Origin of the sequence: Acidovorax sp. Root275 (genome assembly GCF_001428965.1) — a bacterium.
GTDB classification, from domain to species: Bacteria; Pseudomonadota; Gammaproteobacteria; order Burkholderiales; family Burkholderiaceae_C; genus Acidovorax; species Acidovorax radicis.
In genome coordinates, this window is the sequence record NZ_LMJH01000001.1 from 465,062 (window position 1) to 490,820 (window position 25,759).

The window sequence follows — 25,759 nt, forward strand, 5'->3', positions numbered from 1 at the left end:
TCGCGGGGCGTTGGGCTCACTGGGATTGGTTTTCGTCCTGTGCGGTCGCCGCCGATAATCGAGCCACCGGCGGTTCGCCGACCTTTCCCCATTTTTCTACACCCATGGCTCTGACCCTCGACTCCTCTGCCATCACCCACGGTATCCAGCTGGCGGTGGCCCCTGTGTTTTTGCTCACGGCCGTGTCCGGCATGATCGGTGCCGTTGCGGGCCGGCTGGCCCGCATCATCGACCGGGCCCGCGTGGTGGAAGACCGCGCCCGCGCCAACACCGAGCCCGAGTTTCTGGCCCGCGCCTACAACGAGCTGGCCGACCTGCGGCTGCGCGGGCGGTTGGCAAACGGCTGTATCGGGTTGCTCACGTTCTGCGCGTTCCTGATTGGCACCACCATCATCCTTCTGTTCCTGGGGGAGACGACCGACTTTCAGTCCAGTCGGTTCGCCGTGGGTGGCTTTCTGGCAGGCGTAGCGTCGTTTTTGCTGGCGCTGGTGTGTTTTCTGACCGAGACGCTGCTGGCCACCCGGTTGCTCAACTTTCACATGTTGCAGCAAGAGGTGGAAGGGAAAAAGCCATGAAGTCGTTTGCCGACCTGGGCAGCCTGGTGTATTCCACCGAGTCGGGCCGCATGTGCCCCGGCTGCCGCCAACCCGTGGCGCAGTGCACCTGCCAGCAGAACAAATCCCTGCCCACGGGCGACGGCATTGTGCGTATCTCGCGCGAAACCAAGGGCCGTGGCGGCAAGGCCGTGACCTTGGTCAAGGGAGTGCTGGTGGACGGGGCCGCGCTGGAGCAACTGGGCAAGCAGCTCAAGGCCGCCTGTGGCAGCGGCGGCACGGTGAAGGACGGCGTGATCGAAGTCCAGGGCGACCATGTGGAGCGCGTGATGGCCGCCCTGCAGAAGCTGGGCCACAAGGTCAAGCGCGCGGGCGGCTGATGCGCTGGCTGCGTGAGAAGGCCCGCAAGGAGACACCGTGATGGACACCGAAAAACTCCAGCGTCTGGTCACCCTGCAGATGCCCTATGGCAAATACAAAGGCACGGTGTTGGCCGATTTGCCGGGCAACTACCTGAACTGGTTTGCGCGCGAGGGTTTTCCCAAAGGCGAGCTGGGCCAGTTGCTGGCGCTGATGCATGAGATTGACCACAATGGGCTGTCGCAACTGCTCCAGCCCTTGAGGGCGCGGTAAGCAGGGTTCTGTGTGCGCAGCCAGTGAAAAGGATGTTTCGTGAAAATCAAGCCGGTTTTTGTCCTTTGTTGTGTTGTCGCGCATGTGGGGGCTGCTCAAGCGGCTTTCTGTACCTTTCCATTCTTTGACGGCGTCTATCGAAATGTGTCAGCTGCGGGATATGCATCTGCGGACCGGCCCTTGATTGCCTGCACCATGGTGCAGAGCGACGCTGCCCAGAACGGCGCTACGGCTGTCATGGTCGAGACGGTCGAGGGGGACGCCAAATTGGAGGTCCGGTATACCGACCAGCCTTATCCCATCCGGTTTGCCGATGACTGGAAGCAGGACCTATCGCCCTACTATCAGGACGTGCTGAGAGTTCGTTTACGTTCGCCAGCCCGGGAGACCGATGCAGCGCTGGCATTGACTGCGGTGCCAGGCGCCTCTGCAGGTATGGGTTTTGGCATGTGTGTTTACGGTTACCCGAAGACGGGCAACGCCTGGACCAGCGTGTCGATCAGTAGCCTGGGAAGATATGTCGTAGCCAGCGATGTTTGCTATGCGCCGCCCAGCCTTTACTTCGAGCGGGACTGACGGTCATATCAGTTGTCATTGGTCGAGCAAGAGACCTTTGCACTCATGTGAACGTGGGCCCACTGTATTGCCATAATCGCCCGGTATCCACAACCACCATTATTCAGAGGGAATACACATGAAGGGCAATATTGCTGCGATCGTTCTGGTCGTGCTGGGCGTGTTTTTTCTGCTGACCAATCTCGGGCTGATCAGCATCAGCCTGCGCGAACTGCTGCGGGTGTGGTGGCCTGTGGCGCTGATTGCGGTGGGCCTGGCGTTGTTTTTCACACCGGGGACCAAGGGCAAATAGGCCTTGGCACAGGCGCGAAGATGTCGACGGGGTAAAAGCCCCTTTGCCTTTCAGCCGTCCCGAGGCTGCGGCCCGTGCCCGTCGTCTTCGCTGCGGGTCGGCGCAAACGCTGGATCGGCGCCAAAGTAGCCCCGGAACAGGTTGCGCGCAATCCCGTGTGCTGCCACTTGCAGGTCGCGCGCCACCTCGGGGGCAAACAGGCGGCTGGTGTGCTGCTGCCAGAGCCCTACCCAGGCGGCAAAGTGGGCGGGCGTGACGCCCTCCAGCGCCATGTGTTTGCCAAACACGTCGCCCTTGAAGCTGCGCGTGCCAAGTGCCACGGTGCTCCAGAAGTCCACCAGCCGCTGCAGGTGGGTGTCCCACTGGCCGTGCAGGGCCTTTTCAAACACAGGCCCCAGCAGCGGGTCCTGGCGCACATCGCCATAAAAACCATGCACCAGCCGCGTGATGCTTTCCACGCTGGGTGGTGCGTGTGCCCCAAGACCCTCGGGTGACGTGGTTTGCAGGTTCATGCCTGCAGTGTGCCCCCACCGCTGCAGGCGCAACCTGACGGACCGCAACCCTGCGAGGGGACCGCGCTGGCTTCAAACTGGGGGAACAGCACGTTGTTTTCGAGGTGGATGTGGTTGATGAGGTCATCGCCCAACTGGGCAATGCCCGCATACAGCGCGCGCCAGGTATTGCAGGCGCCTTGGGGGGGCGTGGCGTCGTTGGTCAAGGCGTTGAGCTTGTCCAGTGCTTCGCCGTGGTCCACATGTTCGGCGCGCATCATGCCAATGGGTTGGCCCACAAACGGGTTGCTGCCGGCCTTGAGCATGGGGAACAGCACCTGTTCTTCCTTGAGCATGTGCGACAGCAGTTCTTCGTGCATTTCTTCGAGGTGGTCGGCCAGCCCGGCCGGCACATGCGGGTTGTCGCGGTGCACGGCTTCCACGCGGCGGGCCATGCGGATCAGTTCGGGCAATTGGGCCCGGTGCACCTCGTGGTAGCGGACCAGGATGTGGTCGATGAGCGCGCTGGGCGAGGCGGCTTCGGGCACGGCATCGCTGCGTTGCAGGGCTGCCAGTTCTGCCAGCACGGCGTTGGCATCCAGCCCCTTGTCGGCAGCAGCCTTGGCTAGGCTGACCTGGCCGCCGCAGCAAAAGTCGAGCTTGAGCCGCCGGAACACGGCGGTGGCGCCCGGCAGTTGCACCGCGATCTGGCCGATCTGCTGCTCGGTGCTGAGGGGGGCGGGGGCGAGAGGGGCGGCTTCCAGATGATCAACGCGGGCGTTCATGGTGGTCCTTTAAAGATTCATTTGATGTGAATATTTTATCCAATAAAATTCCAACGAGATGCATCTTTTAATTGACCTGGGGCAAATTCCATGCGCCTGACCCAATGGACGGACTACACGCTGCGCGTGCTCATGTACTGCGCGGCCACCGAAGGCCGCGAGCAGCCGGTGACCATCACCGAGGTGGCCGAGGGCTACGGCATTTCGCGCAGCCACCTGATGAAAATCGTGCAGCAGTTGTCTGCACAGGGCCTGCTGGAGACCACCCGCGGGCGGGGCGGCGGCATGCGGCTGATGCTGCCCGCTTCCGCCATCAACATCGGTGCGGTGGTGCGCGCCACCGAAACCGATTTCAACCTGGTGGAGTGTTTTGACCCTGCCACCAACCAATGCCGCCTGAGCAGCCATTGCCGCCTCAAAGGCGTGCTCTGGCAGGCCATGCAGGCCTATCTGGCGGTGCTGGATGGCGTGACGCTGGAGGATCTGATGGCCCCCCCTGCTGGGCCTGCATCGGCGGGCGGGGGCGCTGTGCGTGCCCTGCTGCCCGCCGTGGCGCTGCCACGCAACGGCGCCACGCCGCGCCGGCGCTTGCCGGTGGCGGGGTTGCCATCGGCAGCATCAGAAATTGAATAAAAATGGCTGCTAGCGCTTGATGGGTATGGGTTTTTAGCTATTCAATTTGTAGTTATCCACCGCCGGACGCGATGACTCCTGCAAAGGCCTGCCGATAGCGCGCGGGTGTCAGGCCCACGTGGCGGGCGAACTCGCGCGTGAAGTGGGGCTGGTCGGCAAAGCCGCAGGCGAACCCGATTTCTGCCAGGCCATGTGGACTGTCCAGCAGCCACTGGGCCGCCAGACGCGCGCGTGCCTCGGTCACGATGTGGCGGCAGCTCAGGCCGCGTTCGGTCAGCGCCCGCTGCAGGCTGCGGCGGGCCAGGCCCGTGTGCTGGGCCAGTGCATCCACCGTGTGCTGCGCTGCCGGGTCCTGCAGCACATGGCGCGCCAGCTGGTGCGCCAGCGGCGGCCAGGGCAGGGCGTCGCACAGGTGGGTGGCGGGCTGGGGCTCCAGGGCGGGGGCGACGGGGGCCTTGCCTTCGTCTGTGTGCACTTCCCAACGCAAGGTCCAATGGCCCATCTGCCCTTGCGCGGCCAGCGGTGCCAGTTGCGCGTGCAGCTCGGTTGGCGCCGTGGCAGGGACTCCAATCCGCAGGTTCACGCGTTGAGCAGGGGCCTCGGGTGCACCGAGGTCCACTTGCAGCCCCCGGACGCCCATGGCGTGGCTGGCGCCCATCAGCACGCCGAGCACGGCGAGGCTTTCCGTGGGCAGGGGCGTTTCAAGCACGCCGGGGCGGGCATGGTGGTGCAGCGCCAGGGTGCCGGGTGCGCTGGCCAGGATGCTGACCTGGTGGCGCGAATGTACGTACCGCTCCAGCCGTTGCCAGCGTGTCAGCAGCTCGGGCACGCAGGTCGCGCCCAGCAGGGCGCGGTGCACGGGGTCGCCCGCGAGCAGGTCCACCTGCTGTGCCAGCTGCAGCAGTGTGCCCAGGCCGCCCTGGTGCAGCACGGCTTCGACCACGCTGCGTTTGTAGGCCAGGGGCACGTGGCTCGCGGCCAGCCCGTCGGCACCCGGTGGGGGCGGTGGCGGCACCAGCCCGTGCGCAGCCACGGCGCGCACCAGCAGGCGGACCATGGCGGCGCTGGCAAAGTCTTGCATGGGCGGATTGTGCCGTTGCTTGTTGGGACGTTCAGCCGTGCGCGCCCAGGGCACGGAGTACATCCGCGCTGCGCACCGGCAGGCGGACAAAACGCACGCCTGTGGCGTCGCGCAGCGCGTTGGCGATCGCTCCGGCCCCGGCCACCATGGCGGTTTCTCCGGCACCGGTGGGCGGCGCGCTGCTGTCGATCAGGTGCACATGCAGCGGCGGAATGTCGCCCATGCGTGGCAGCGGGTAGTCGGCAAAGCTGGCCGCTGCCACGCCCGAGCGGGCGATGGGCAACTTCTCGTGCAGCACCATGCCCAGGCACCACACGAGGTTGCCCTCGGTCTGTGCGCGCACGCCGTCGGGCTGCAGCACCAGGCCACAGTCGTGCGCGCACCACAGCGCCACCACGCGCACCTGGCCGGTGGCGCGTTGCACTTCCACATCGGCCACGGCGGCGGCGTAGCTCACGCCCTTGTAGATGCCGCCCGCGATGCCGCGCCCGCGCAAGGTGCTGGCGTCGCTGGCGGGGCGCTCTGGCCAGTGGGCCTCAGCGGCGGCGCGGCGCAGCACCTGGGCCAGGCGTGCATCGGTGGTGTGCTGCAGGCGCCAGTCCAATGGGTCTGCCTCTGCGTGGCGCGCGCATTCGTCCATGGCGCTTTCCACCACCAGGGTGTTGGGCCCCGTACCCAGTCCGCGCCAGGGGCCGGTGTGCACGGGCAGGCGCTGGGCGGTGAACTCGATGCGCTGCTGGGGCACGTCGTACGGTATTTGCGCGCCGCGCGCCACGCCGCTGTCGCCCGCCAGGTCGGCCAGGGTCTGCATCCACACCGGCATGGCGGCGGGTGTGAACAGGATGTGGCTGCTGGCCAGCGCATGCCACCAGTGGGTGATGCGCCCGCCCTGCACCCGCGCCCGCACACGGTGGCTGGAGGGCGGGCGCTGGAAGCCCTGGGCAAACTCCTGCGCGCGGCTCCACTGCACCTTGACGGGGCCGTCCACAGCCTGGGCGAGCACGGCGGCTTCCAGCTCCACCGTACAAAGCGTGCGGCCGCCAAAGCCGCCACCGATGCGGCAGGCTTGCACCTCGATGCGTTCCGCATCCAGTCCCAGCTGGCGTGCGAGCACGTCGCGCACGTAGAACAGGTCCTGCGTGCCCGCCCATACCTTCAGGGCGATGCCTTTGTCTGCGGCGGCCAGCCAGTGCGCCGTGGCGCTGCGGGGCTCGATGGGTGCGTGGGCAGCCAGGGGGATGTCCATGCGCAGGTCCAGCGTCCAGGCGGTGTCTGCGGGCAGGTCGTCCTTGCGCAGGCGATGCTGCAGCGCGCCACGGTGCAGGTGGGTGTCGATGTCGATGCGCTCGTCGATCGCGGCCTGCTCGAACGCGTTGCCATCCACCTGCCACTGGACGGCCAGGGCGGCCTCGATGCGGTCAAGTGCCGAGGGCGTGCGGGCCACGATACCCAACCCCAGGCTGCCCATCTGTTGCAGGCGCGGGTTGTGCACCACCGCCACGCAGGCGGGATCGGCGCGGGCGGCGGTTTCGTCAAACACCAAGGGCCGTGAGGCAAGTTCGGCCGACACGGGCGCGCGCAGCACGCGGCCGTAGAGCAGGCCGGGCAGGCGCGTGTCACCCGCAAACAGCGGCTGGCCGGTGACGAGGGCGTGCAGCTGGCCCGGTGCCGCAGGCGTTGTTTTGGCCGCCCCGGTGCGCGGTCGCAGGCTGCGCAGCGCATTGGCCGGGAGGTCACGCGCGGCCAGCGTGCCCGTGGTCTGGCCTTGCGCCAGGGCCTCGCGCAGCGTGGCGCAGGCGCGGGCCAGGGGCAGGGCAAAGTCCTGCACGCTGGCGCTGCCCACGGTGGCGCGCACGCGGGCGATGTGGCGGGTGCTGGGCAGTTGCAGGTGTACTTGTGCAGGCGGCACGCCCAGCTCGGCAGCGGCCAGGCCCTGCATGGCGGCGCTGATCTGCTGGCCCATTTCGGCGCTGGGCAGCCACAGGGTGTAGCGGCCGTTTTCGTGCCGTATCCAGCCCAGCGCGTCATTGGCGGTGGAAGTGGGGCGCTTGGGGATCACCGGCACCAGGCTGCAGCCCGCGAGCGTGACGGTGAGTACCCCGGCGCCTGCCGCTGCCAAAAACTGGCGGCGCTTCATGGCTTCGCACCCTCAGCAGCCTGGTGGATGGCGGCGCGCACCCGGTGCTGGGTGCCGCAGCGGCACAGGTGGGCCGACATGGCGACGTCGATCTGTGCATCGCTCGGGCGGGGCGTGGCGCGCAGCAAGGCCACGGCGCCCATGATCTGGCCGCTCTGGCAGTAGCCGCACTGGGGCACGCGCAGGTTCAGCCAGGCCTGTTGTACGGGGTGCAGCGTGCCGTCGGGTGCCGCCAGGCCTTCGACGGTGGTGATGGAGCGCCCTTGCAGCCCGCGCGCCGTCTGCAGGCAGGCGCGCTGCGCCACGCCGTCGATGAGGACGGTGCAGGCGCCACATTGGCCCATGCCGCAGCCAAAGCGGGTGCCCGTGAGGCCTAGGGGCTCGCGCAGCAGCCAGAGCAGGGGTTCGTCCTCCCAGCCGGGAGGCACCGGCTGGGCTTGTTGGTTCAGGGTGATGTGCATGGGGCCTCCGTGGGTGTGACGGGGCCAGTGTGCAAAGGACGGGGGTGGCTGGTCTTGAAGATTTGCGCCACATGCAGCGCGGGGCGCATCAGGGCATAGGGCGCCCGGTGGAGCAAAAAATAGTGGTCAAAATGGCCGTCTGCGCGCGTCCATCAAGCGCAATCAGCTATTGTTTTGGAAGCAATACTTTCCACTGCGGCATGGTCTGCGCCCACCACAGCCGCAGGCGCATCGCCCATTCGGGCGTGTAGCCCGAGGTGGCAAACCGCACCTGGCCGTGCGCGTCGATCACCACCAGCGCGGGCACGGAGCGCACGCCCCAGCTGCGCGACAGGGTGGCCTGCGGGTCCACCGCCGTGGGCCACGGCATGCCGCGCTGGCGTTGCACCTGGGCCACCCGCTCGGCGTTGCCCGACTGCATGGCCACGCCCAGCAGGGGCCAGTCGGAGGAGAGGCTGGCGATGCTGGGCTCTTCGAGCTTGCAGACTGCACACCATTCGGCCCAGAAGTGCACGGCCACGGCCTGGCCGGGGTGCTGGGCACGCCACTGGGCCAGGGTGGTGGGGGCGGTGGCGCCAGCGCTGGGGGCCATCACCAGCGCCACATCGGGCGCAGGGCCCTGGGGCAGGTCGCGCGTGCGCCAGGTGTCCACCGCCACGATGGCGATCCAGGCGAGTACAAGGGTGACCATGTGCTGCTTCCAGCCCTTGCGCAGGGACTGCGCAGCGCGGGTGATGCGGACTTTCAGCATGAATGGGTGAAGGGAGATACCGCGGGGGATCAGCGCAGCACTTCCAGCAGCCGGTCCAGCCCGCCCTGGTTGATGGCCACCTTGGCCTGCGCGCGCACGGCGGGCTTGGCGTGGTAGGCCACCGACAGGCCGGCCGCGCCCATCATGGGCAGGTCATTGGCGCCGTCGCCCACCGCAATCGCCTGCTGCGGCGAGATGCCCATGAGCGAAGCCACTTCCAGCAGCGTGCGGCGCTTTTCGGCGCCATCACAGATGTCGCCCCAGGCCTGGTCCACCATGCGGCCGGTGAGTTGGCCATCTTGCACTTCGAGCATGTTGGAGCGGGCGAAATCAATGCCCAGCCCGGCCTTCACGCGGTCGGCAAAAAAGGTGAAGCCGCCCGAGACCAGCAGCGTGGTCAGGCCTGCGGCCTTGGCCGCGGTGATCAGCTCCTTGGCGCCAGGGTTGAAGCGCAGGCGCTCGGTGAACACCTGTTCCATGTACTGCACCGTCACGCCCTTGAGCAGGGCCACGCGCTGGCGCAGGCTCTCTTTGTAATCGGTGATCACGCCCTGCATGGCCGCTTCGGTGATGGCGGCCACCTCGGCCTTGCGGCCTGCGGCGTCGGCGATTTCGTCCACGCACTCAATGTTGATGAGGGTGGAGTCCATGTCAAACGCGATGAGCTTGTAGTTCGAGAGGGACAGCGGGGGCGTGATGCCCTGGATGACGAGGCCGGGGGCGAATTCGGTAGCGTGGGTCATGGCAGAACGTGGGGTTCGTTTTTATCGGGGGTGAACAACCCGCAATGGTATCGCCCGCGCCGATTGCCACAGGCGGCGGGCGAAGGTTGGCATGTGCGTCCGGGTGCCCGCTACCTGCCCTTCGGTCTGCAATGTGTGCCCTGCTACAGCACGCTGGGCGGGAGCTTCAGGCGCAGCTCCAGGCGCGAAGCCCGTTCGCTGATGGCGCGGATGCGCTGGGCTTTCTCGGCCTCGGACAGGTCCTTGCTGCGATTGACCTGCTGCCACGCCACGAACATGTCGATGTCGCCAGCGGTGATGAGCTGGGAGTTTCGGGATTTTCTGAAGGCTGAAAGGTTGTTGACCTGTTTCAAGACTTCTTCGTCCAGCGCATTGTGCTTCCCGAAAGAAGTAATCACCTGTTGAATCCTGCGGCGCAAATCCAGCGAAAGGGCTGTTGACCAGATCAGCGGAGATTGTGGTATTACCGGCGATGTCCACAGGATATTCAGTTGACTGGCCAGGTCCGGATCTTTGGCCTTGAACATCTTGAGTTCTTCATCATTGGCGGTGGCCAGGTCCACCTTGCGTTGCGCGGCCAGGGTCAGATTGTCGATGTGGCTGCCGCGCCGCACCTCCTTGTAAAGGCTTGCCGGGTCGTTGATACCCCGCTTGACGAAGGCGTAGTACAGCGGCACCAGGTGGCCCGAGAAGCTCTTGGTCTCACCATCGGCAAAGACCAGGCCCTTGCCGGGCTGCTGGGCCGCGTCCAGGGTCTTGAGGCCGCTGTCCTTGTGCGTCACGATGATGGCGTGGTAGCCGGTACTGCCGGTGTCGGTCACCATCTGGGCAAAGACCTCGCCCACACCCCGCTCCACCACCGCCAGTGCTGCGGAGTTGCCCACCCAGGCCAGGTCGATCTCGCCGTTGGCAAATGCGTTCGCCAACGCGGCTGAGTCGGGCGATACCCATGCCTTGAGGGTGATCGGCTGCCCCAGCTCCTGCGACACCCTTTTCACAAAGGATGTCCAGGCCGCCACAGCGGCGTCGGAGCCTCTGGGGGTGATCACTGCAAACACGAGTGGCGATTTGCGCGTGTTGCCTGTCGCAGCGGTGGCAGATGGCGACGATGGAGCGGCGTGGCCCCAAGGCGGCACCAACGGCAACAGCCCGCCGGCAACCAGCCAGCGTCTGCGGCTCCAATGCGCGTCGACATGCACCATTGAAAATCTCCTCAAGATTATTTGCTGAAATCCGGCACGCCGGATAATGGCTGCTTTAAATCCGTTGATCAGGTTTTTGGCATTGGTGTGGAATATAGTGACAGTGGCGCCACGTGCGCAAATCGGTGAGAACCCTTGGGTAATGGTTATCTTTCAATTGGCTTTCAATAATGCTTGGTATAAATACTGTGGTAGAGATATTGGTGATTATGGGATTAATGATTGCCGCTCAATGCCGGCGGCGAGGGGGCTGAGCGATTCGGCCGGGCTTGAGATCGACGCTGCGGACAGCATGTTTGTCAGGTAGCCTCAGCGGTGGTCCATGGGGGCCAGCCCCTACCAACCAACAAGCTAACAAGCCCCGATGAAGACCATTGACGAAATGCTGAACCTGGATTTGCTGACGAGCGAGCAGCACGGGGAGATCAGCGCATGGATTGCACGCTCTGCCTCGCCCGAAGAGATTCTTCAGATGCCCGCGCCGCTGTGGCAGGCCGTGGAGCGTGCCAGCCGGGTGATGGGCATCGACGAAGACCTGTTGCGCCCTCCTGCGCTGGATGCCGGCAGTCTGGCGCTGGGTTGACGCAGCCCGCCCTGTCGCTGGCGGGTTGACGCGCGCGCAGCGATACCGCCTGCCACGGGGGTATTCGCTACGTGGCTGTGGCCGTTTGCGCGGTGCTTTCGGCGGCAGGGCGGAGGTTTAGGCAGCCGCCGTTTCTGCTGGGGCATCGGCCGCTGCGAACACCTCGCGCGCCGCTGCCAGCCCGTTGAGTGCCGCCGGGAAGCCCGCGTAGACAGCCATCTGCATGATGACTTCCACAATTTCCTCGCGTGTGACGCCCACGTTCAGCGCCGCCTGCAGGTGCACTTTGAGTTGGGGTGCTGCGTTGCCGAGCGCCGTGAGCGCGGCCACCACCGCGATCTCGCGGCTGCGCAGGTCCAGCCCGGGGCGGGAATAGATGTCGCCGAAGGGGAACTCGATCAGATAGCGGGCGAAGTCGGGGGCAATGTCGGCCAGGCTGGCAATGACGTGCTCACCGGCTTGTCCGTCGATCTCGCGCAACTTGGCGAGGCCCTGGAGATAACGTGGATTGGTTTCGGGGGACATGGGTGCTTCCTTGGCTGGGTGACGGTTGTGGCGTGTGGCGAAGGGAAGCTTCCAGATCCCGGTAGTGCGCGATCTTGGCTTGCAGCGCCTGTGCGGACTGCTGCATGGCACTGATCGTGGCGAGCACTTGCGCGAGATGCTGCTCCAGCAGCTCGCGCCGCTCGGGGGTGGTTGTGTTCCCTTCGCTGCGCAGCCGCGCGAAGGCCTGCATCTGCCCGATGGGCATCTGGGTCTCGCGCAGGCGCAGCAGGAATCCGATCCATTCCATGTCCGAAGCCGCATAACGGCGCTGGCCACCGGGCGCACGCGCTACGGGCGCGATCAGGCCAGCGCGCTCGTAGTAGCGCAGGGTGTGCGCGGTCAGGCCGGTGCGTTTTGCGACTTCGGCAATGGTGAGGAGGGATGCCATGGGAACATTCTGAAAGTTGGAGCGCACTCTAAGTCAAGCGCTCATTGACGGCTTGTCCCGTCGCTGTCGATCAGCGTTGAGGGGGCACGGGCCCAGGTCTTCGTGACGGTGCAGGCAGTTGGCACAGCCGCTACCCGGTGATTGCCGCCGCTACAACAGGTTCTTACCGCAGCGCGGCTTCCAGGTCGCATGTCGCCCGCACACCCAGCGGCAGCACACACAGCATGACGCCGTCGAGCGTGAGCACCAGGCCCAGCTGGCCGCCCATCTGCACCATGCCGCTGGTGGTGGTGCGCGGAGCCACCGCGGCGGGCACTGCCATCGCGTGGAACCCCGCCAGCGCGCTGATCGGCGGCTGGTTGAGCATGGCCCACAGCGTTTGTGGGTCTCGCCATTGCAGTGACTGCAGGTACCGCCGCAAAACCGTCTCTTCACCGGAGTCGATCTCGGGCTGCGGTGTGTCGCCCGACTGCCGCAGCCGCAGCAAGGCCCGCCGCAGTTGTTGGCGGCTGGCGGCCTCGGTCTTGCCGCTGGCCAGGGCGATCTCTGCATGGCTGGCCTCGAACACTTCGTGCAGCAGCACGGCGGCGCCCTCGGCCGGTGCCAGGTGGGCGGCCAGGTGGCGCAGCGCTCGGGTGGCTTCTTGCGCCAACGCTGCATCCTCTTCGGCAGAGGTGTGCGCGGGTTCAACGCCGTTGCGGGCATCGTTGGCCTCCGCCAGCCAGTGCTGCATCCACTGGCGCCGCCGCAGGCGGTCGATGGCCAGGTTGCGCACCACCGTGAGCAGCCAGGCCTGTGCGGCGTTGAGTTCAGGTGTGGCGCCCACTTCCAGTGCGCGGACATAAGCGTCCTGCACGGCATCTTCTGCCTCTGCCGGGCCCAGCAGGCGGGTGGCGGCGCGCACCAGGCGGTGGCGGTTGGCTTCGATCAGGGGACGCAGGCGGTCATCGTGCATCGGCAAATCTTGCCATAGGCCAGCGGGCTGCGTGTCACGCAAGCCGCGTCTCGTTCGTCAAGGCAGTTCAACTCCCCGGACCTTTCCATGAACACCACCCCAGACACTCCCGAGCCATCCCGCAGCACCGAGCCACGCACGTCATACCTGGAAGAAAAAGCCTTCAAGGCGCGCACCCTGTTGATCTTTGGCACCGTCACCGACGCCATGGCGGCGGATGTGACGCGCCGGCTCATTGCGCTGGACGCTGAAAGCGCCGATCCCATCGATGTTTTGGTGAGTTCGCCCGGAGGCCATCTCGAATCGGGCGATGCCATTCACGACATCCTGCGCTTTATCGCTGCGCCGGTGAACATGATCGGCACTGGCTGGGTCGGCAGCGCGGCCACCCATCTTTTTCTGGCGGCGCCCCGCGAGCGGCGGTATTGCCTGCCCAACACGCGCTTCCTGATCCACCAGCCCAGTGGTGGCACGGGTGGGCCCGCCAGTGACATCGCCATCCAGGCGCAGGAGATCGTCAAGGCCCGCGAGCGCATCGCACGCACCATCGCGCGCGAGACCGGCAAGCCGCTGGAAGTGGTGCTGGTCGATATCGAGCGGGACCGCTGGCTGCCGGCCGAGGAGGCGGTGGAGTATGGGTTGATCACGCGCATCATCGAGCGCAAGACCGAGCTGCGGGGCGCTTGAGCCCTTTGCCGCGTAGGAAATCTCTTGTCGAGGGTGTCCGCCGGCACGGTGCCATGTGGGGCCATCCGCAAGTCCCGTGTCCGTCTCGGCGGGCGTGGCCCAGGGCCGGTTTTGGCCGGGGCAGGGGCCGGGCGGCTCAGTCCTGCTCGGCCGCCGCCAGCAGGGCGGCGATGCGCTGCTGCAGCGCCAGGGCCGCCACGGGCTGGGCCTGCAGCCAGGCGTGCAGGGCGTGGCCCGCGCCGGGCAACTGGACCACATCCACGCTGCGTGCGGCGGTGGCGACCTGGCCGTAGCCTTGGATGACGGCGGGCGGGATCACCACATCCTGCGCACCCCAGACCAGCAGCAATCGGCCGCGAAAACGCCGCAATGCCGTCCAGGCCAGAGCGTCGGCGAAGTCCGTGGTGGTGCGCAGGGTTTGCTGGAAAGCCGGGCCGAAGGGCTGGTGCTCGGCCACCGGCGTGTAGGCCGCGGGGCAGAACAACACCAGGGCGCGGGGCTGCAGCGCATCCAGCAGTTGGCAGGCCGTGTGGCCACCCATGCTGGAGGCGATCAGGGCCAGGGGCGGTCGTGCGGCCCCCAGGCCCAGGTGGGCCGCCACGGCCTGCGCCTGGGCCTGGCGGTCGGCCAGGCTGGAGCCCAGCAGGCTGCCGCCCGTGGCGCCATGGCCCACGAAGTCGAAGGCTGAGCCGGCCCAGCCTTGGGCGGCCAGGGGCTGGAGCAGGTAGTCCATGCGGCGGTGGTCGGTGGCCGCACCGCCGCCGTGCAGGGACACCAGGCGCGGCACCGCAGCGGCCGTGCGGCCCCAGGTGCTGCCATGCAGCCAGTGGGCGCCATAGGCCACGGTAAAAGCCGTGCGCACGGCGGCTGGCGCAGCTGCCTCCCGGGCGTCAGTTTTTTTCGCCATGGAGGTACAGATCGTCCGACCAGGTAGCCAGCCATTCGGGCTTGAACGCCACGAACACTGCGCACAGCATGCCGGTGACCACCGCGTCCCCCCAGGCCATCAGCCAGCGCGCCACGAGCGAGAGCTGGCCACCCACGCCCGGCAGCGTGTGGCCGTTCCATTGCGACAGCGTGCCTGCCACGAACAGGCACAGCGCCGTACCCAGAAAGCCCCTCCCCAGCACATAGACGAAGGCGCGCACGCCCGCAAGCGATCGTGCACCGGCCAGGCGGCGCAGCGCCACCCCCAGCAGCAGCGCCAGCGTGGCAGGCACCACGCCCTGCCACACGGCCATGCCCAGTGCATCCCACACGCCTAGGCCGGGCGAGACCAACGCCGCGATGGCGCCCACCGCCAGCAACGTCGGCACGGCCAGCGGCCAACCCAGCATGAGCAGCACCAGGCATGCGCCCGACCACTGCAGTTGCAGCGGCATGTGGTGCAGCGTGGGCAGGGCCCACATCCAGGGCAGAAACACCAGCGTGGCCAGCAGCGGTGTCCACAACGCAGATGGCGTGCCAAAGGCCCCGGGTGCCAGGGGCTTGCGGCTGGCCAATATGCGCCAGGGCCGCGCCGCCAGGGCGGCAACCAGAGCGACGAGGGCGAGGGCGGCTTCCAGCCACATGGTTCTGTTTACTACGCTATTGATAGCTAGCAGCGCTTTATGGATAAGCGCTAGAGGCCAATTTGATCCAAAAAACCCTTAGACAGCTATCAGCGGCTGCCCCAGGCTGCGCAAGATGTCCCGCACCATCTGCGCGCGGTCCTTCGGGTCCTTCAGTTCGCGCTCGATGCGCAGCTTCTCGTTGCCTGCCAGCTTGATGTGCTTGTTCTTCTGGATCAGTTCGATGATGCGCATGGGGTCGATGGGCGGCTGGGGCTTGAAGGTGATATTGATCACCCCGGGCGCTGCATCCACCTTCACCACGCCGTAGGGCTGGCTCAGCACGCGCAGGCGGTGCACGTCGATGAGGGTCTGGGCCTGCGGCGGCAGCTTGCCGAAGCGGTCCACGATCTCTTCGAGCAGGCCGTCGATCTGGTCGGGGTTCTTGGCGGTGGCAAGCTTCTTGTAGAACGACAGGCGCAGGTGCACGTCGCCGCAGTAGTCGTCGGGCAGCAGGGCGGGGGCGTGCAGGTTGATGTCGGTGGTGACCGACAGGGGCGAGAGCAGGTCCGGCTCCTTGCCGGCCTTGAGCGCCTTGACGGCTTCGTTGAGCATCTCGTTGTACAGCTGGAAGCCCACCTCCAGCATGTTGCCGCTCTGGTTCTCGCCCAGCACTTCACCGGCACCGCGGATCTCGAGGTCGTGCATGGCCAGGTAGAAGCCGCTGCCCAGTTCTTCCATCTGCTGGATGGCATCCAGGCGCTGGGCGGCGTGTTTGGTCAGGCCCTCGGTGTCGGGCACCATGAGGTAGGCATACGCCTGGTGGTGGCTGCGGCCGACACGGCCACGCAGCTGGTGCAGCTGCGCCAGGCCGAACTTGTCGGCGCGGCTCATGATGATGGTGTTGGCCGTGGGCACGTCGATGCCGGTCTCGATGATGGTCGAGCACAAGAGGATGTTGTAGCGCTGGGCCACGAAGTCGCGCATCACGCGTTCGAGCTCGCGCTCGGGCATCTGGCCGTGGGCCACGGCGATGCGTGCCTCGGGCAATATCTCTTCGAGCTTCTGGCGGCGGTTTTCGATGGTCTCCACCTCGTTGTGCAAGAAGTAGACCTGCCCGCCGCGCTTCAGTTCGCGCAGCACCGCCTCGCGGATCACGCCCGTGCCCTCGTTGCGCACGAAGGTCTTGATCGCCAGGCGCCGCTGCGGCGCGGTGGCGATGACCGACAGGTCGCGCAGGCCTTCCAGTGCCATGCCCAGCGTGCGCGGGATGGGCGTGGCTGTCAGCGTCAGCACGTCCACTTCGGCGCGCAGGGCCTTCATCTGCTCCTTGTGGCGCACGCCGAAGCGGTGCTCCTCGTCGATGATCAAGAGGCCCAGGTTGTGGAACTTGGTGGATTCGCTCAATAGCTTGTGCGTGCCGACCACGATGTCCACCGTGCCGTCGCCAATGCCCTTGATGGCCGCAGTAATCTCCTTGCCCGAGCGAAAGCGCGACACCTCGGCCACCTTGACTGGCCACTTGGAAAAGCGGTCCACCAGCGTCTGGTAGTGCTGCTCCGCCAGCAGCGTGGTGGGCGCAAGAAAGGCCACCTGCTTGCCGCCGGTGACGGCCACAAAGGCCGCGCGCAGGGCCACCTCGGTCTTGCCGAAGCCCACGTCGCCGCAGACCAGGCGGTCCATGGGGCGGGGGCTGATCATGTCCTGGATCACCGCGTGGATGGCGGCGTTCTGGTCGGCCGTTTCTTCAAAGCCGAAGTCGTTGGCAAAGGTCTCGTAGTCCTGCGGGCTGTAGCGGAAGGCGTGGCCTTCGCGCGCCGCGCGGCGGGCATAGATGTTGAGCAGCTCGGCCGCGCTGTCGCGCACCTGCTCGGCGGCTTTGCGCTTGGCCTTTTCCCACTGGCCGCTTCCGAGCTTGTGCAGCGGCGCTTCGTCGGCGCTGACGCCGGTGTAGCGGCTGATGAGCTGCAGCTGGCTCACGGGCACGTAGAGCACGGCCTTGTCGGCGTATTCCAGGTGCAGGAACTCCTGCATGGCGGGCGTGCCGTCGGGGTTCTTGTTGCCCACGTCCATGTTGACCAGGCCCCGGTAGCGGCCGATGCCGTGCGCGCTGTGCACCACGGGGTCGCCCACGTTGAGCTCGGCCAGGTCCTTGATCAGCGCCTCGACGTCGCTCACCTGCTCCTGCTTCTTGCGCCGGCGCGTGGTGGGGCCGGCGGCGAACAGCTCGGTCTCGGTGACGAAGTCGATGCCGTCCTCGATCCAGCTGAAGCCCACTGTGAGGCCCGCGGTGGCGATGCCCACCTTTTCGTCGGCCGTGCCCTGGAACTCGGCCAGCGAGTCGAAGGCCGGCGGGTTCACCCCGCTGGCGCGCAGAAAGTCGAGCAGGCTCTCGCGCCGGCCGGCGCTCTCGGCCAGCAGCAGCACGCGGTGCTGGGTGTTGCGGATGTGGGCGTGCAGCCGGGAGAGCGGGTCTTCGGCGCCGCGCACCACCGACAGGTCGCCCAGTTTCTGGAAGTGCGGGTTGTCGGCAATGTCCTCCACCCCAGGGCGGATGGACAGCTGCGCATGCTCCTTGGCGCGCGTGTAGAACTGGTCGGCCGAGAGGAACAGCTCCTCGGGCGGCAGCACCGGGCGCTCGGGGTCGCCCTGTACCAGGCGGAAGCGGTCTTTCGTGTCCTGCCAGAAGCGCTGGAAAGCCGGCTCCAGGTCGCCGTGCAGCACCACCGTGGCCTCACCGCCCAGGTAGTCGAACACCGTGGCCGTCTCGTCGAAGAACAGCGGCAGGTAATACTCGATGCCGGCGGTGGCCACGCCCGCGCCCATGTCCTTGTAGATGCGGCTCTTGGTCGGGTCACCCTCGAGCATTTCGCGCCAGCGGCTCCTGAACTTGGCGCGCGCGTCGTCGTCCATGGGGAACTCGCGGCCGGGCAGCAGGCGCACTTCGGGCACGGGGTACAGGCTGCGCTGGCTGTCGGGGTCGAACGTGCGGATGCTGTCGATCTCGTCGTCGAACAGGTCCACGCGGTACGGCACCAGAGAGCCCATGGGGAACAGGTCGATCAGCCCGCCGCGCACCGCGTATTCGCCGGGGCTGACCACCTGCGACACATGGCTGTAGCCCGCCAGCGTGAGCTGGGCCTTGAACTTGGCCTCGTCGAGCTTTTGCTTGACCTTGAAGTGGAAGGTGTAGCCGGCCAGGAAGGACGGCGGGGCGAGGCGGTACAACGCCGTGGTGGCCGGCACCAGTACCACGTCGGCCCCGGTGTCCTTGTCTTTTTGGCTGATGCGCCAAAGCGTGGCCAGCCGCTCGCTGATCAAATCCTGGTGCGGCGAGAACGTGTCGTAGGGCAGCGTCTCCCAGTCCGGGAACAGCGCGCAGCGCAGCCCGGGCGCGAAGAACGCCATTTCCTCGATGAGGCGCTGCGCATCGGTGGCGTCGGCCGTGACGATGGCGGTGGTGCGCCCTGCGGCCTTGTCACGTTCGGCCAGGCGGGCCAGCAGCAGCGAATCGGCGCTACCCACGGGGCGGGGCAGGGTGAAGCGTTTTCCGGGGGAGAGTTTGGGCAGTTCCATGCGGACGGTGTGTGTCGTCTGGGCCCGCCGCATCCCCAGGGGCGCAAAACGCGCACGGGCTGGATGGGTAGGCAACGGGAGATTTTAGAATGAGCGATCCATGACTGCTCCCTTGTTGCACCCCCCGCTCGCTCCTTTGTCTGCCCACGGGCGATTTTGGGCGCTGGTGCCCTGCGCCGGCATGGGCTCGCGTGCTGTTCCGGCTGGCGCCGCTTTGATGGCCCCGGCGCCGGCTTCAGGCAATGCTGTGCCATTGACATCGACGTTGGCCGCTTTCTCGGCCGTGGACGCTGCGCCAACCACGGCCCCGGCACCCCTGCCCAAGCAGTACCACCTGGTGGCGGGGCAGCCCATGGTGCTGCACACGCTGGCGGCTTTTGCCGGGGTGGGGCGCCTGCTGGGCACCCTGGTTGCGGTGGCCCCGGGGGACCGGTTTCTGGATGCACATGCGCACCCAGCGTTTTTTGTGGTGGAGTGTGGTGGTCCGACACGTGCTGACACGGTGCTGGGCGGTCTGCGGGCCCTGCTGGAGCGGGGTGCGCTGCGTGATGACTGGGTGCTGGTGCACGATGCGGCGCGCTGCCTGGTGACCGCCGACCAGATCGACCACCTCATTGACCAGTGTGCTGGCGACAGCGTGGGGGGGTTGTTGGCCCACAAGCTGGCCGACACGCTCAAGACCTCCATCGACGGCCCGGGCGGTGTGCGCGTGGCTTCCACGGTGGATCGCAGTGATAAATGGCTTGCGCAGACGCCGCAGATGTTCCGCATCGGGCCGCTCATGGATGCCATGGACAAGGTGGGTTCCAACGTGACGGACGAGGCCAGCGCCATGGAGGCGATGGGCCTGCACCCGCGCCTGGTGCAGGGAGGGGCGCAAAACTTCAAGGTCACCTACCCGGACGATTTCGCGTTGGCTGCCGCCGTGCTTGCTGCGCGTGCGCACGGAACGACGCTGGAGCGTTTTGGTGGCGACCGGGGCCAGGTGACCACCGCCCCTGGCAAGAAGAATCTGTTTTAGAACCGTTTCCTCCGGTTCATCGACCCCGGCCTCACGGCGCAGTCAGGGGCGCAAGGCAACACAACGCCGTAAGGCACGCACAAACAAAGGCAAACGGATGAATTTCAGGATTGGTGAAGGCTGGGATGTGCATGCACTGGTCCCCGGCCGCCGTCTGGTGATTGGCGGCGTGGATATTGCCCACCCCATGGGACTGCTCGGCCACTCGGACGCCGACGTGCTGTTGCATGCGATTACCGACGCGCTGCTGGGCGCAGCGGCCCTGGGCGACATTGGCAGCCATTTCCCCGACACCGACGCAGCCTTTCGTGGCGCCGATTCCGGCGTCTTGCTGGCCGAGGCCGCGCGGCGCGTGCGTGCGGCCGGGTACGAAATCGGCAATATCGACAGCACTGTGGTCGCGCAGGCACCGCGCCTGGCCGCGCACATTCCCGGCATGCGGGCTGCCATTGCACGTGCCGTGGGCATCGCCGAGGGGCAGGTCAATGTGAAAGCCAAGACGGCCGAGCGCCTGGGGCCGGTGGGGCAGGGGCTGGCGATGGAGGCACGGGCTGCGGTGCTGATCTACACCGTGTGACCGTGCTCACGCTGCCGTGACTGGCGGCGAAGATCCCACAGAGGGGTTCAGGCGCTCTCGCGCTCAATGATCGAAAAACCGATGTCCACCACAGGCTCTGCCACTGGCTTGCCTTCGGCACGATCGGCAATGAAGCCTGCCGCCGTTTGGCCCATGCGGGTGCCGTCGATGCGCACGGTGGTGAGGCTCGGGATCACGGTTTGGGCGAACTCCAAGTCTCCAAAACCGACGACGGCCAATTGGTCGGGGACTGCCATTGCGCGCGCATGCGCTTCGGTGAGCGCCCCCAGGGCCAGCATGTCGGAGCTGCAGAATACAGCGTCGATATCTGGTTGCACCGCCAGCAATGCGGCCAGGCCTGCACGCCCTTCGGTATGGGATGTGGGAGACTTCTCCAGCTGTAACGCTGGCTCGCGCAGGCCCAGCCGGTCCGCTTCGGCGTAGAAACCCTTGCGCCGCCGCGCGGCGCGTTCATCGTCTCCGCTGAGCAGCGCCAGCCGGCGCCGTCCCTTGGCATGCAGGTGCTTGCACACGGCGGCGCCCAGTTGTTCGTGCGATAGCCCGACCAGCATGTCGATGGGGGTGGGGGTGAAGTCCCAGGTTTCCACCACGGGGATGCCGGAGGCCTGCAGCAGGCGCCGCCCCTCTGGGGAATGCATGATGCCGGTGAGCACAATGCCATCGGGCCTGCGGCCCACGATGGCGCGCAGCAGTTCGTCTTCACGCGAATGTGCATAGCCCACCTGGCCCAGCATCACCTGGTAGCCACGCAGCTCCAGGGCATCGGTGAGCGATTGGACCATCTCGCCGAACAGCTGCCCCGTGGTGGTGGGCACGAGGGCCGTGACCAGATGGCTGCGTGCTGAACGCAGGCCCCCTGCAATGAGATTGGGCACATATCCCAGGCTGGAGACCGCTGCCTGCACCCGGGTGCGCGTAGGCTCCGACACCTGGTTCGGCGTATTGATCGCGCGGGACACGGTGATCATCGACACCCCCGCCTGTTCTGCCACCTCGCGCAGCGTCACTACGGGCCGGTCGCGGGTGGCTGACGATGCGGGCGCGCGGGGACTGGAGGGGTTAAGCGGCATGCGTCGAGTCTATATAAGGCAAAGGCCTTCAAGACCGCGCCCCCAATCGGTGACCGAGGTCGCCGTAAAAGGCTTCCAGGTGGCCACCAGGGTGTTTCGGAAAACGCCCCCTTGCGTTGTGGAGCTACCTGACTTCGTGCAGATAGGCCTCGAACAATTGTTGGTGCAAGGCGGTCGGAGTGGGCGTGACCTGCGGATTGCCAAGGTCATAGGGGTAAGTGGGCAGGGCGGTCAGGCCCAGACGCAGGAACCACTGGCGGGTCTCGTCGAATGTCCCGCCGTAGCAGCACTGGGTCAGGATGGCGCCAGCGATGTTTGCAGTTCCGCACACCGAGAACTGCCCTTCGCTGTCCAGTTGCACCACCACGCTTTCAGCAATGGGCTTCAACGACGGCCCACGCCAGTAGCCAAAATAGTTGCCTTCATCATCGGCCACCACAAAGGCAACGTGGCGGCAGACCTCGGCAATGGCCCGGATGTTTGCCGCAATCTCGGGGTCAGCCCGCTCGGCTTCAGTCAGGTAGCTGGTGTCCAGCCACGGCGTCCACTGGGGCTCTGCGCTCATCCGGACGCCCGTACGGCGCTGCAGTTCCTCCTGATGCAGGAGAAGGACCGCAAGGTCCTGCGGCAGAGGTTCGCCTTGCAATCTGAGAAGGGAGAACTGTGTGTGGATGCTCATGGGCTGGGGTGTGCTGATTCAAGCCGAGCGTAACGCAGACCGCAGGCCCGATCACGCGAAAGCCCCATGAACGAGCCACCGGCATGGCTTTAGTTGTCGCATGACATAGGGTTATCCACTATGCTTGATTAATTTGTTAACGTTAACATTTGGCATATCTGCTGTTGCTAACAGGTTCTGAAATGAGGTTCAGAGGCTGTTTACGTGCCCAGGCTCCTGGGATAAGCGGCTTGTATGACCTCTTGATTTTCGCGGAACCGGTTCTATTGCGTTGGTTCCCGTTCGTTTGTGACCCCTGACCTGTTGATCTGAATGAATGACCATGAACCCGCAAGAACTCAAATCCATCATGGGCTCCGGCCTGCTGTCCTTCCCCATCACGGACTTCGACGAGCAGGGTGAATTCCGCCCCAAGACCTACATCGAGCGCCTGGAGTGGCTGGCCCCCTACGGCGCCAGCGCCCTGTTCGCCGCCGGCGGCACGGGCGAGTACTTCTCGCTGTCCGGCCCCGAGTACGGCCAGGTCATCAAGACCGCCGTGGATACCTGCCGCGGCAAGGTGCCCATCATTGCCGGTGCCGGCGGCCCCACGCGCACGGCCATCGCCCATGCCCAGGAGGCCGAGCGCCTGGGCGCCCACGGCATCCTGCTCTTGCCCCACTACCTGACCGAAGCCGGCCAGGAAGGTTTGATCGAGCATGTGGCTGCGGTCTGCAACAGCGTGAAGTTCGGTGTGATCGTCTACAACCGCGACCGCACAAAGCTCACGGCCAATTCGCTGGCCATCCTGGCCGAGCGCTGCCCTAACCTGATCGGCTTCAAGGATGGCGTGGGCAACATCGAGACCATGTCCTCGATCTTCATGAAGATGGGTGACCGCTTCTCTTACCTGGGCGGGCTGCCCACGGCCGAGGTGTATGCGGCAGCGTACAAGGCGCTGGGCACGCCGGTGTACTCGTCGGCGGTGTTCAACTTCATCCCCAAGACGGCGATGGACTTCTACAAGGCGGTGGCGGCCGACGACATGGCCACGCAGCACAAGCTGCTCAAGGAGTTCTTCATGCCCTACCTGGACATCCGCAACAAGGTGGAAGGCTATGGCGTGAGCATCATCAAGGCGGGCGCCAAGCTGGTGGGCCACGACGCAGGGCCTGTGCGCGCGCCGCTGACGGACCTGAAGCCTGCCGAGATGGAGCAGCTCAAGGCGCTCATTGCAAAGCTGGGTCCGCAGTAAGCGCGACTCTCTGCCCCACGCAAACCCCCAAGGCCCCGCAGAGGGCTACCGCAACGACACCACCACCTCCGGAGACATCCACCATGTTCGTCAAGAAACACCTGCTGCTGCTTGCCAGCGCCTGCACCCTGGCTTTTGCCGCAACGGCACAGACCACCCCCTGGCCCGAAAAGCCCGTGACCATCGTCGTGCCGTTCCCGGCCGGTGGCTCCACCGACATGGTGGCCCGCGCCATGGCCCTGCAAATGGGCGAGAAGCTGGGCCAGAGCTTCGTGGTGGACAACCGCCCCGGTGCCACGGGCACGCTGGGTGCCGGTGCGGTCAAGCGCGCCGCGCCCGATGGCTACACACTGCTGGTGTCCTCGCTCGGGGCCTTCGTTGTGGCGCCGCACCTGCTCAAGAGCGTGCCTTATGACGCGCTCAAGGATTTCGACTACATCACCGTGCCCGTGCAGGCGCCCAACGTGCTGGTGGCAGCGCCCAATCAGAAGGCCCGCACCGTGAAAGAGGTGCTCGCCCAGCTCAAGGCCAACCCCGGCAAGGTGAGCTTTGCGAGCTCGGGCAATGGCTCGTCGGACCACCTCTCGGCCGAAGTGTTCTGGCAGCAGAGCGGCACCGAAGGCCTGCACATCCCCTACAAGGGCGGCGCACCGGCCATCAACGACCTGCTGGGCGGGCAGGTGGAGTTCTCGTTCCAGAACGTGAATGCGGTGCTGCAGCACATCCGCGCCGGCAAGCTGCATGCGATTGCCGTCACCGGCGACAAGCGCAGCCCCGTGCTGCCCGACGTGCCGACCCTGGCCGAGGCGGGTGTGGCCGGTGCCGAGGTCTACTCGTGGCAGGGCATGGCCGCGCCCAAGGGCCTGCCGCCTGCACTCAAGAAGAAGCTGTCGGACGCTGCCGTCGCCGCCATGAACGACCCTGCGGTGAAGAAGCGCATGCTCGACCAGGGCCTGGAGATCGTGGCCAGCACGCCCGAAGCCTTCACCGCCTACCAGGCACGTGAGTTCGCGCGCTGGAAGACGGTCATCGAAACCCGCAAGATCACTGCCGACTGATTTCTCCATGAGGCGCCTTCGCCTTCCAACCTGATTCTCGACACCATGAACACCTCTTCTACACCGTTGGTCACCAGCACCCCCGTCGTCACCGAGCTGCGCGTGGTGCCCGTGGCGGGCCACGACAGCATGCTCATGAACCTGAGCGGTGCGCACGGCCCCTTCTTCACGCGCAACCTGATCATCCTGCGCGACAGCGCGGGCAACACCGGGGTGGGCGAGGTGCCTGGCGGCGAGAAGATCCGCCAGACCATCGAGGACGCGCGCCCGCTGATCGTGGGCCGGCCCATCGGCCACCACAACGCCGTGCTCAACGCCATGCGCGCCCAGTTCGCCGACCGCGATGCGGGCGGGCGCGGCCTGCAGACCTTCGACCTGCGCATCACCATCCACGCCGTGACGGCGGTGGAGTCGGCCTTCCTGGACCTGCTGGGCCAGCACCTGAACGTGCCCGTGGCCGCGCTGCTGGGCGATGGCGTGCAGCGCGATGCGGTGCAGATGCTGGGGTATCTGTTCTACGTGGGCGACCGCGAAAAGACCGATCTGGCCTACCGTACCGAGCCCGGTGCCGACAACGACTGGTTTCGCCTGCGCAACGAGAAGGCCATGACGGCCGACGGCATCGTGCGCCTGGCCGAAGCCGCGTACGAGCGCTATGGCTTTGCCGACTTCAAGCTCAAGGGCGGCGTGCTGCGTGGCGAGGAAGAGGTCGAGGCCATCCGCGCGCTGCACGAGCGCTTCCCGGAGGCGCGCGTGACGCTGGACCCCAACGGCGGCTGGCTGCTGAAAGATGCGGTGCGCATCACGCGCGACCTGCACGGCGTGATGGCCTATGCCGAAGACCCCTGCGGCGCCGAAGGCGTGTTCTCGGGCCGTGAGGTGATGGCCGAGTTCCGCCGCGCCACAGGCCTGCCCACCGCCACCAACATGGTGGCCACCGACTGGCGCGAAATGGCCCACAGCCTGGCCCTGCAGTCGGTGGACATCCCGCTGGCCGATCCGCACTTCTGGACCATGGCTGGCTCGGTGCGCGTGGCGCAGATGTGCCAGGCCTTCGGCCTGACCTGGGGCTCGCATTCCAACAACCATTTCGACGTCTCGCTGGCCATGTTCACGCACGTGGGCGCCGCCGCGCCGGGGCGTGTGACGGCGATTGACACGCACTGGATCTGGCAGGACGGTGAGCGCCTGACCAAGGAGCCGTTCCAGATCAAGGACGGCTTCATCCAGCTGCCCAAGAAGCCCGGCCTGGGCGTGGAGCTGGACATGGACGAGGTCGAGCGGGCCCACCGCCTGTACCTGGAGCACGGGCTGGGCGCACGCGACGATGCGGTCGCCATGCAGTACCTGATCCCTGGATGGAAGTTCAACAACAAGGCGCCTTGCATGGTGCGGTGAACTTCGCGGTTTAGCCGTGCGGATGGGGAACGACCCCACCAAATCAAAAAGCCCCGACGGACGGGGCTTTTTGCTGG

Annotated in this window: 29 protein-coding genes; 13 read left to right on the forward strand and 16 right to left on the reverse strand. The window is 66.3% G+C overall.

Features of this window, described 5'->3' with window-relative positions; translation table 11 throughout:
* Positions 1–104 precede the first annotated feature (104 nt).
* The 5 genes from ASE52_RS02150 (at position 105) to ASE52_RS25980 (ending at position 2,055) form a co-directional block, all read left to right on the forward strand.
* Complete coding sequence (locus ASE52_RS02150; protein ID WP_010460766.1) at positions 105–575, forward strand: DUF2721 domain-containing protein; 471 nt, start codon at positions 105–107, stop codon at positions 573–575.
* Entirely contained in the window at positions 572–934 is a 363-nt protein-coding gene (locus ASE52_RS02155) for a translation initiation factor Sui1 (RefSeq protein ID WP_057223439.1), read from the forward strand. Before ASE52_RS02150 ends, ASE52_RS02155 begins: the two co-directional genes overlap by 4 nt.
* A 40-nt stretch (positions 935–974) precedes the next feature.
* Complete coding sequence (locus tag ASE52_RS02160) at positions 975–1,187, forward strand: DUF3820 family protein (RefSeq protein ID WP_057223442.1); 213 nt, start codon at positions 975–977, stop codon at positions 1,185–1,187.
* Between the two features lie 39 nt (positions 1,188–1,226).
* The gene (locus ASE52_RS02165) at positions 1,227–1,763 is read left to right on the forward strand and encodes a hypothetical protein (RefSeq protein WP_140426118.1); all 537 of its coding nucleotides are present in this window, start codon (positions 1,227–1,229) and stop codon (positions 1,761–1,763) included.
* A 118-nt stretch (positions 1,764–1,881) separates the two neighbouring features.
* Positions 1,882–2,055, forward strand: a complete 174-nt coding sequence (locus ASE52_RS25980) for a DUF5668 domain-containing protein (protein ID WP_010460774.1) — start codon at positions 1,882–1,884, stop codon at positions 2,053–2,055.
* 50 nt (positions 2,056–2,105) lie between these two features.
* Here ASE52_RS25980 and ASE52_RS02170 read toward each other — a convergent pair whose 3' ends face one another.
* Entirely contained in the window at positions 2,106–2,567 is a 462-nt protein-coding gene (locus ASE52_RS02170; RefSeq protein ID WP_057223447.1) for a group III truncated hemoglobin, read from the reverse strand.
* Positions 2,564–3,331, reverse strand: coding sequence for an iron-sulfur cluster repair protein YtfE (gene ytfE, locus ASE52_RS02175; RefSeq protein ID WP_057223450.1), 768 nt, complete (start codon positions 3,329–3,331; stop codon positions 2,564–2,566). Before ytfE ends, ASE52_RS02170 begins: the two co-directional genes overlap by 4 nt.
* 90 nt (positions 3,332–3,421) lie before the next feature.
* Here ytfE and ASE52_RS02180 point away from each other — a divergent pair, with 90 nt between their 5' ends.
* Complete coding sequence (locus tag ASE52_RS02180) at positions 3,422–3,964, forward strand: Rrf2 family transcriptional regulator (protein ID WP_057223453.1); 543 nt, start codon at positions 3,422–3,424, stop codon at positions 3,962–3,964.
* Between the two features lie 52 nt (positions 3,965–4,016).
* Here ASE52_RS02180 and ASE52_RS02185 read toward each other — a convergent pair whose 3' ends face one another.
* From ASE52_RS02185 to phnD, 6 genes are all read right to left on the reverse strand, one after another.
* Positions 4,017–5,045 (reverse strand): helix-turn-helix transcriptional regulator, encoded by a 1,029-nt coding sequence (locus tag ASE52_RS02185; RefSeq protein ID WP_241776897.1) that lies wholly within the window; start codon positions 5,043–5,045, stop codon positions 4,017–4,019.
* A 31-nt stretch (positions 5,046–5,076) separates the two neighbouring features.
* A complete protein-coding gene (locus tag ASE52_RS02190; protein ID WP_057223457.1) occupies positions 5,077–7,182 on the reverse strand; it encodes a molybdopterin cofactor-binding domain-containing protein in 2,106 nt (701 codons plus the stop codon).
* The gene (locus tag ASE52_RS02195; RefSeq protein ID WP_057223459.1) at positions 7,179–7,643 is read right to left on the reverse strand and encodes a (2Fe-2S)-binding protein; all 465 of its coding nucleotides are present in this window, start codon (positions 7,641–7,643) and stop codon (positions 7,179–7,181) included. Before ASE52_RS02195 ends, ASE52_RS02190 begins: the two co-directional genes overlap by 4 nt.
* Before the next feature lie 166 nt (positions 7,644–7,809).
* A complete protein-coding gene (locus ASE52_RS02200; protein WP_057223460.1) occupies positions 7,810–8,394 on the reverse strand; it encodes a redoxin domain-containing protein in 585 nt (194 codons plus the stop codon).
* A 29-nt stretch (positions 8,395–8,423) separates the two neighbouring features.
* Positions 8,424–9,137, reverse strand: a complete 714-nt coding sequence (gene serB / locus ASE52_RS02205; protein WP_057223461.1) for a phosphoserine phosphatase SerB — start codon at positions 9,135–9,137, stop codon at positions 8,424–8,426.
* Between the two features lie 143 nt (positions 9,138–9,280).
* Positions 9,281–10,339, reverse strand: coding sequence for a phosphate/phosphite/phosphonate ABC transporter substrate-binding protein (phnD, locus tag ASE52_RS02210; protein WP_057223463.1), 1,059 nt, complete (start codon positions 10,337–10,339; stop codon positions 9,281–9,283).
* A 364-nt stretch (positions 10,340–10,703) separates the two neighbouring features.
* Between phnD and ASE52_RS02215 the strand changes: the two genes are divergently transcribed.
* Positions 10,704–10,922 (forward strand): hypothetical protein, encoded by a 219-nt coding sequence (locus ASE52_RS02215; RefSeq protein ID WP_010460793.1) that lies wholly within the window; start codon positions 10,704–10,706, stop codon positions 10,920–10,922.
* 117 nt (positions 10,923–11,039) lie between these two features.
* On the opposite strand, the gene ASE52_RS02220 is transcribed toward ASE52_RS02215, so the two are convergent.
* The 3 genes from ASE52_RS02220 to ASE52_RS02230 form a co-directional block, all read right to left on the reverse strand.
* Positions 11,040–11,447, reverse strand: a complete 408-nt coding sequence (locus ASE52_RS02220; protein WP_010460796.1) for a carboxymuconolactone decarboxylase family protein — start codon at positions 11,445–11,447, stop codon at positions 11,040–11,042.
* Positions 11,374–11,856, reverse strand: a complete 483-nt coding sequence (locus ASE52_RS02225) for a MerR family transcriptional regulator (RefSeq protein WP_057223467.1) — start codon at positions 11,854–11,856, stop codon at positions 11,374–11,376. The genes ASE52_RS02220 and ASE52_RS02225 overlap by 74 nt, the downstream gene beginning before the upstream one ends.
* Positions 11,857–12,019: 163 nt before the next feature.
* Positions 12,020–12,811 carry a sigma-70 family RNA polymerase sigma factor gene (locus ASE52_RS02230; protein WP_057223469.1) on the reverse strand — a complete coding sequence of 264 codons (792 nt, stop codon included), beginning with the start codon at positions 12,809–12,811 and terminating at the stop codon, positions 12,020–12,022.
* 87 nt (positions 12,812–12,898) lie between these two features.
* Here ASE52_RS02230 and ASE52_RS02235 point away from each other — a divergent pair, with 87 nt between their 5' ends.
* Positions 12,899–13,498 carry an ATP-dependent Clp protease proteolytic subunit gene (locus tag ASE52_RS02235; RefSeq protein WP_057223471.1) on the forward strand — a complete coding sequence of 200 codons (600 nt, stop codon included), beginning with the start codon at positions 12,899–12,901 and terminating at the stop codon, positions 13,496–13,498.
* 136 nt (positions 13,499–13,634) lie between these two features.
* Here the strand turns inward: ASE52_RS02235 and ASE52_RS02240 are convergent, their stop codons facing one another.
* The 3 genes from ASE52_RS02240 to mfd all read right to left on the reverse strand — a co-directional run bounded on the left by ASE52_RS02240 (position 13,635) and on the right by mfd (position 18,624).
* Positions 13,635–14,405, reverse strand: a complete 771-nt coding sequence (locus ASE52_RS02240) for an alpha/beta family hydrolase (protein WP_082606730.1) — start codon at positions 14,403–14,405, stop codon at positions 13,635–13,637.
* Positions 14,389–15,069 carry a hypothetical protein gene (locus ASE52_RS02245; RefSeq protein WP_057223475.1) on the reverse strand — a complete coding sequence of 227 codons (681 nt, stop codon included), beginning with the start codon at positions 15,067–15,069 and terminating at the stop codon, positions 14,389–14,391. Before ASE52_RS02245 ends, ASE52_RS02240 begins: the two co-directional genes overlap by 17 nt.
* Positions 15,070–15,147: 78 nt before the next feature.
* The gene (gene mfd, locus ASE52_RS02250) at positions 15,148–18,624 is read right to left on the reverse strand and encodes a transcription-repair coupling factor (protein WP_057225097.1); all 3,477 of its coding nucleotides are present in this window, start codon (positions 18,622–18,624) and stop codon (positions 15,148–15,150) included.
* A gap of 100 nt (positions 18,625–18,724) precedes the next feature.
* On the opposite strand from mfd, the gene ASE52_RS02255 reads away from it, so the two are divergent.
* Both ASE52_RS02255 and ispF read left to right on the forward strand, forming a co-directional pair.
* Positions 18,725–19,645, forward strand: coding sequence for a 2-C-methyl-D-erythritol 4-phosphate cytidylyltransferase (locus ASE52_RS02255; protein WP_140426119.1), 921 nt, complete (start codon positions 18,725–18,727; stop codon positions 19,643–19,645).
* A gap of 97 nt (positions 19,646–19,742) precedes the next feature.
* A complete protein-coding gene (gene ispF, locus ASE52_RS02260; protein ID WP_057223477.1) occupies positions 19,743–20,222 on the forward strand; it encodes a 2-C-methyl-D-erythritol 2,4-cyclodiphosphate synthase in 480 nt (159 codons plus the stop codon).
* Positions 20,223–20,269: 47 nt separating this feature from the next.
* Here ispF and ASE52_RS02265 read toward each other — a convergent pair whose 3' ends face one another.
* Both ASE52_RS02265 and ASE52_RS02270 read right to left on the reverse strand, forming a co-directional pair.
* Positions 20,270–21,313, reverse strand: coding sequence for a LacI family DNA-binding transcriptional regulator (locus ASE52_RS02265; protein WP_057223479.1), 1,044 nt, complete (start codon positions 21,311–21,313; stop codon positions 20,270–20,272).
* Between the two features lie 124 nt (positions 21,314–21,437).
* A complete protein-coding gene (locus tag ASE52_RS02270) occupies positions 21,438–21,992 on the reverse strand; it encodes a hypothetical protein (RefSeq protein WP_140426120.1) in 555 nt (184 codons plus the stop codon).
* Between the two features lie 322 nt (positions 21,993–22,314).
* Here ASE52_RS02270 and kdgD point away from each other — a divergent pair, with 322 nt between their 5' ends.
* The 3 genes from kdgD to gudD all read left to right on the forward strand — a co-directional run bounded on the left by kdgD (position 22,315) and on the right by gudD (position 25,682).
* On the forward strand, positions 22,315–23,226 hold the full coding sequence (kdgD, locus tag ASE52_RS02275; protein WP_057225101.1) for a 5-dehydro-4-deoxyglucarate dehydratase: 912 nt from the start codon (positions 22,315–22,317) through the stop codon (positions 23,224–23,226).
* 83 nt (positions 23,227–23,309) lie between these two features.
* Positions 23,310–24,284, forward strand: a complete 975-nt coding sequence (locus ASE52_RS02280) for a tripartite tricarboxylate transporter substrate binding protein (RefSeq protein WP_057223483.1) — start codon at positions 23,310–23,312, stop codon at positions 24,282–24,284.
* A gap of 45 nt (positions 24,285–24,329) precedes the next feature.
* Positions 24,330–25,682 carry a glucarate dehydratase gene (gudD, locus tag ASE52_RS02285; RefSeq protein ID WP_057223485.1) on the forward strand — a complete coding sequence of 451 codons (1,353 nt, stop codon included), beginning with the start codon at positions 24,330–24,332 and terminating at the stop codon, positions 25,680–25,682.
* Positions 25,683–25,759 lie beyond the last annotated feature (77 nt).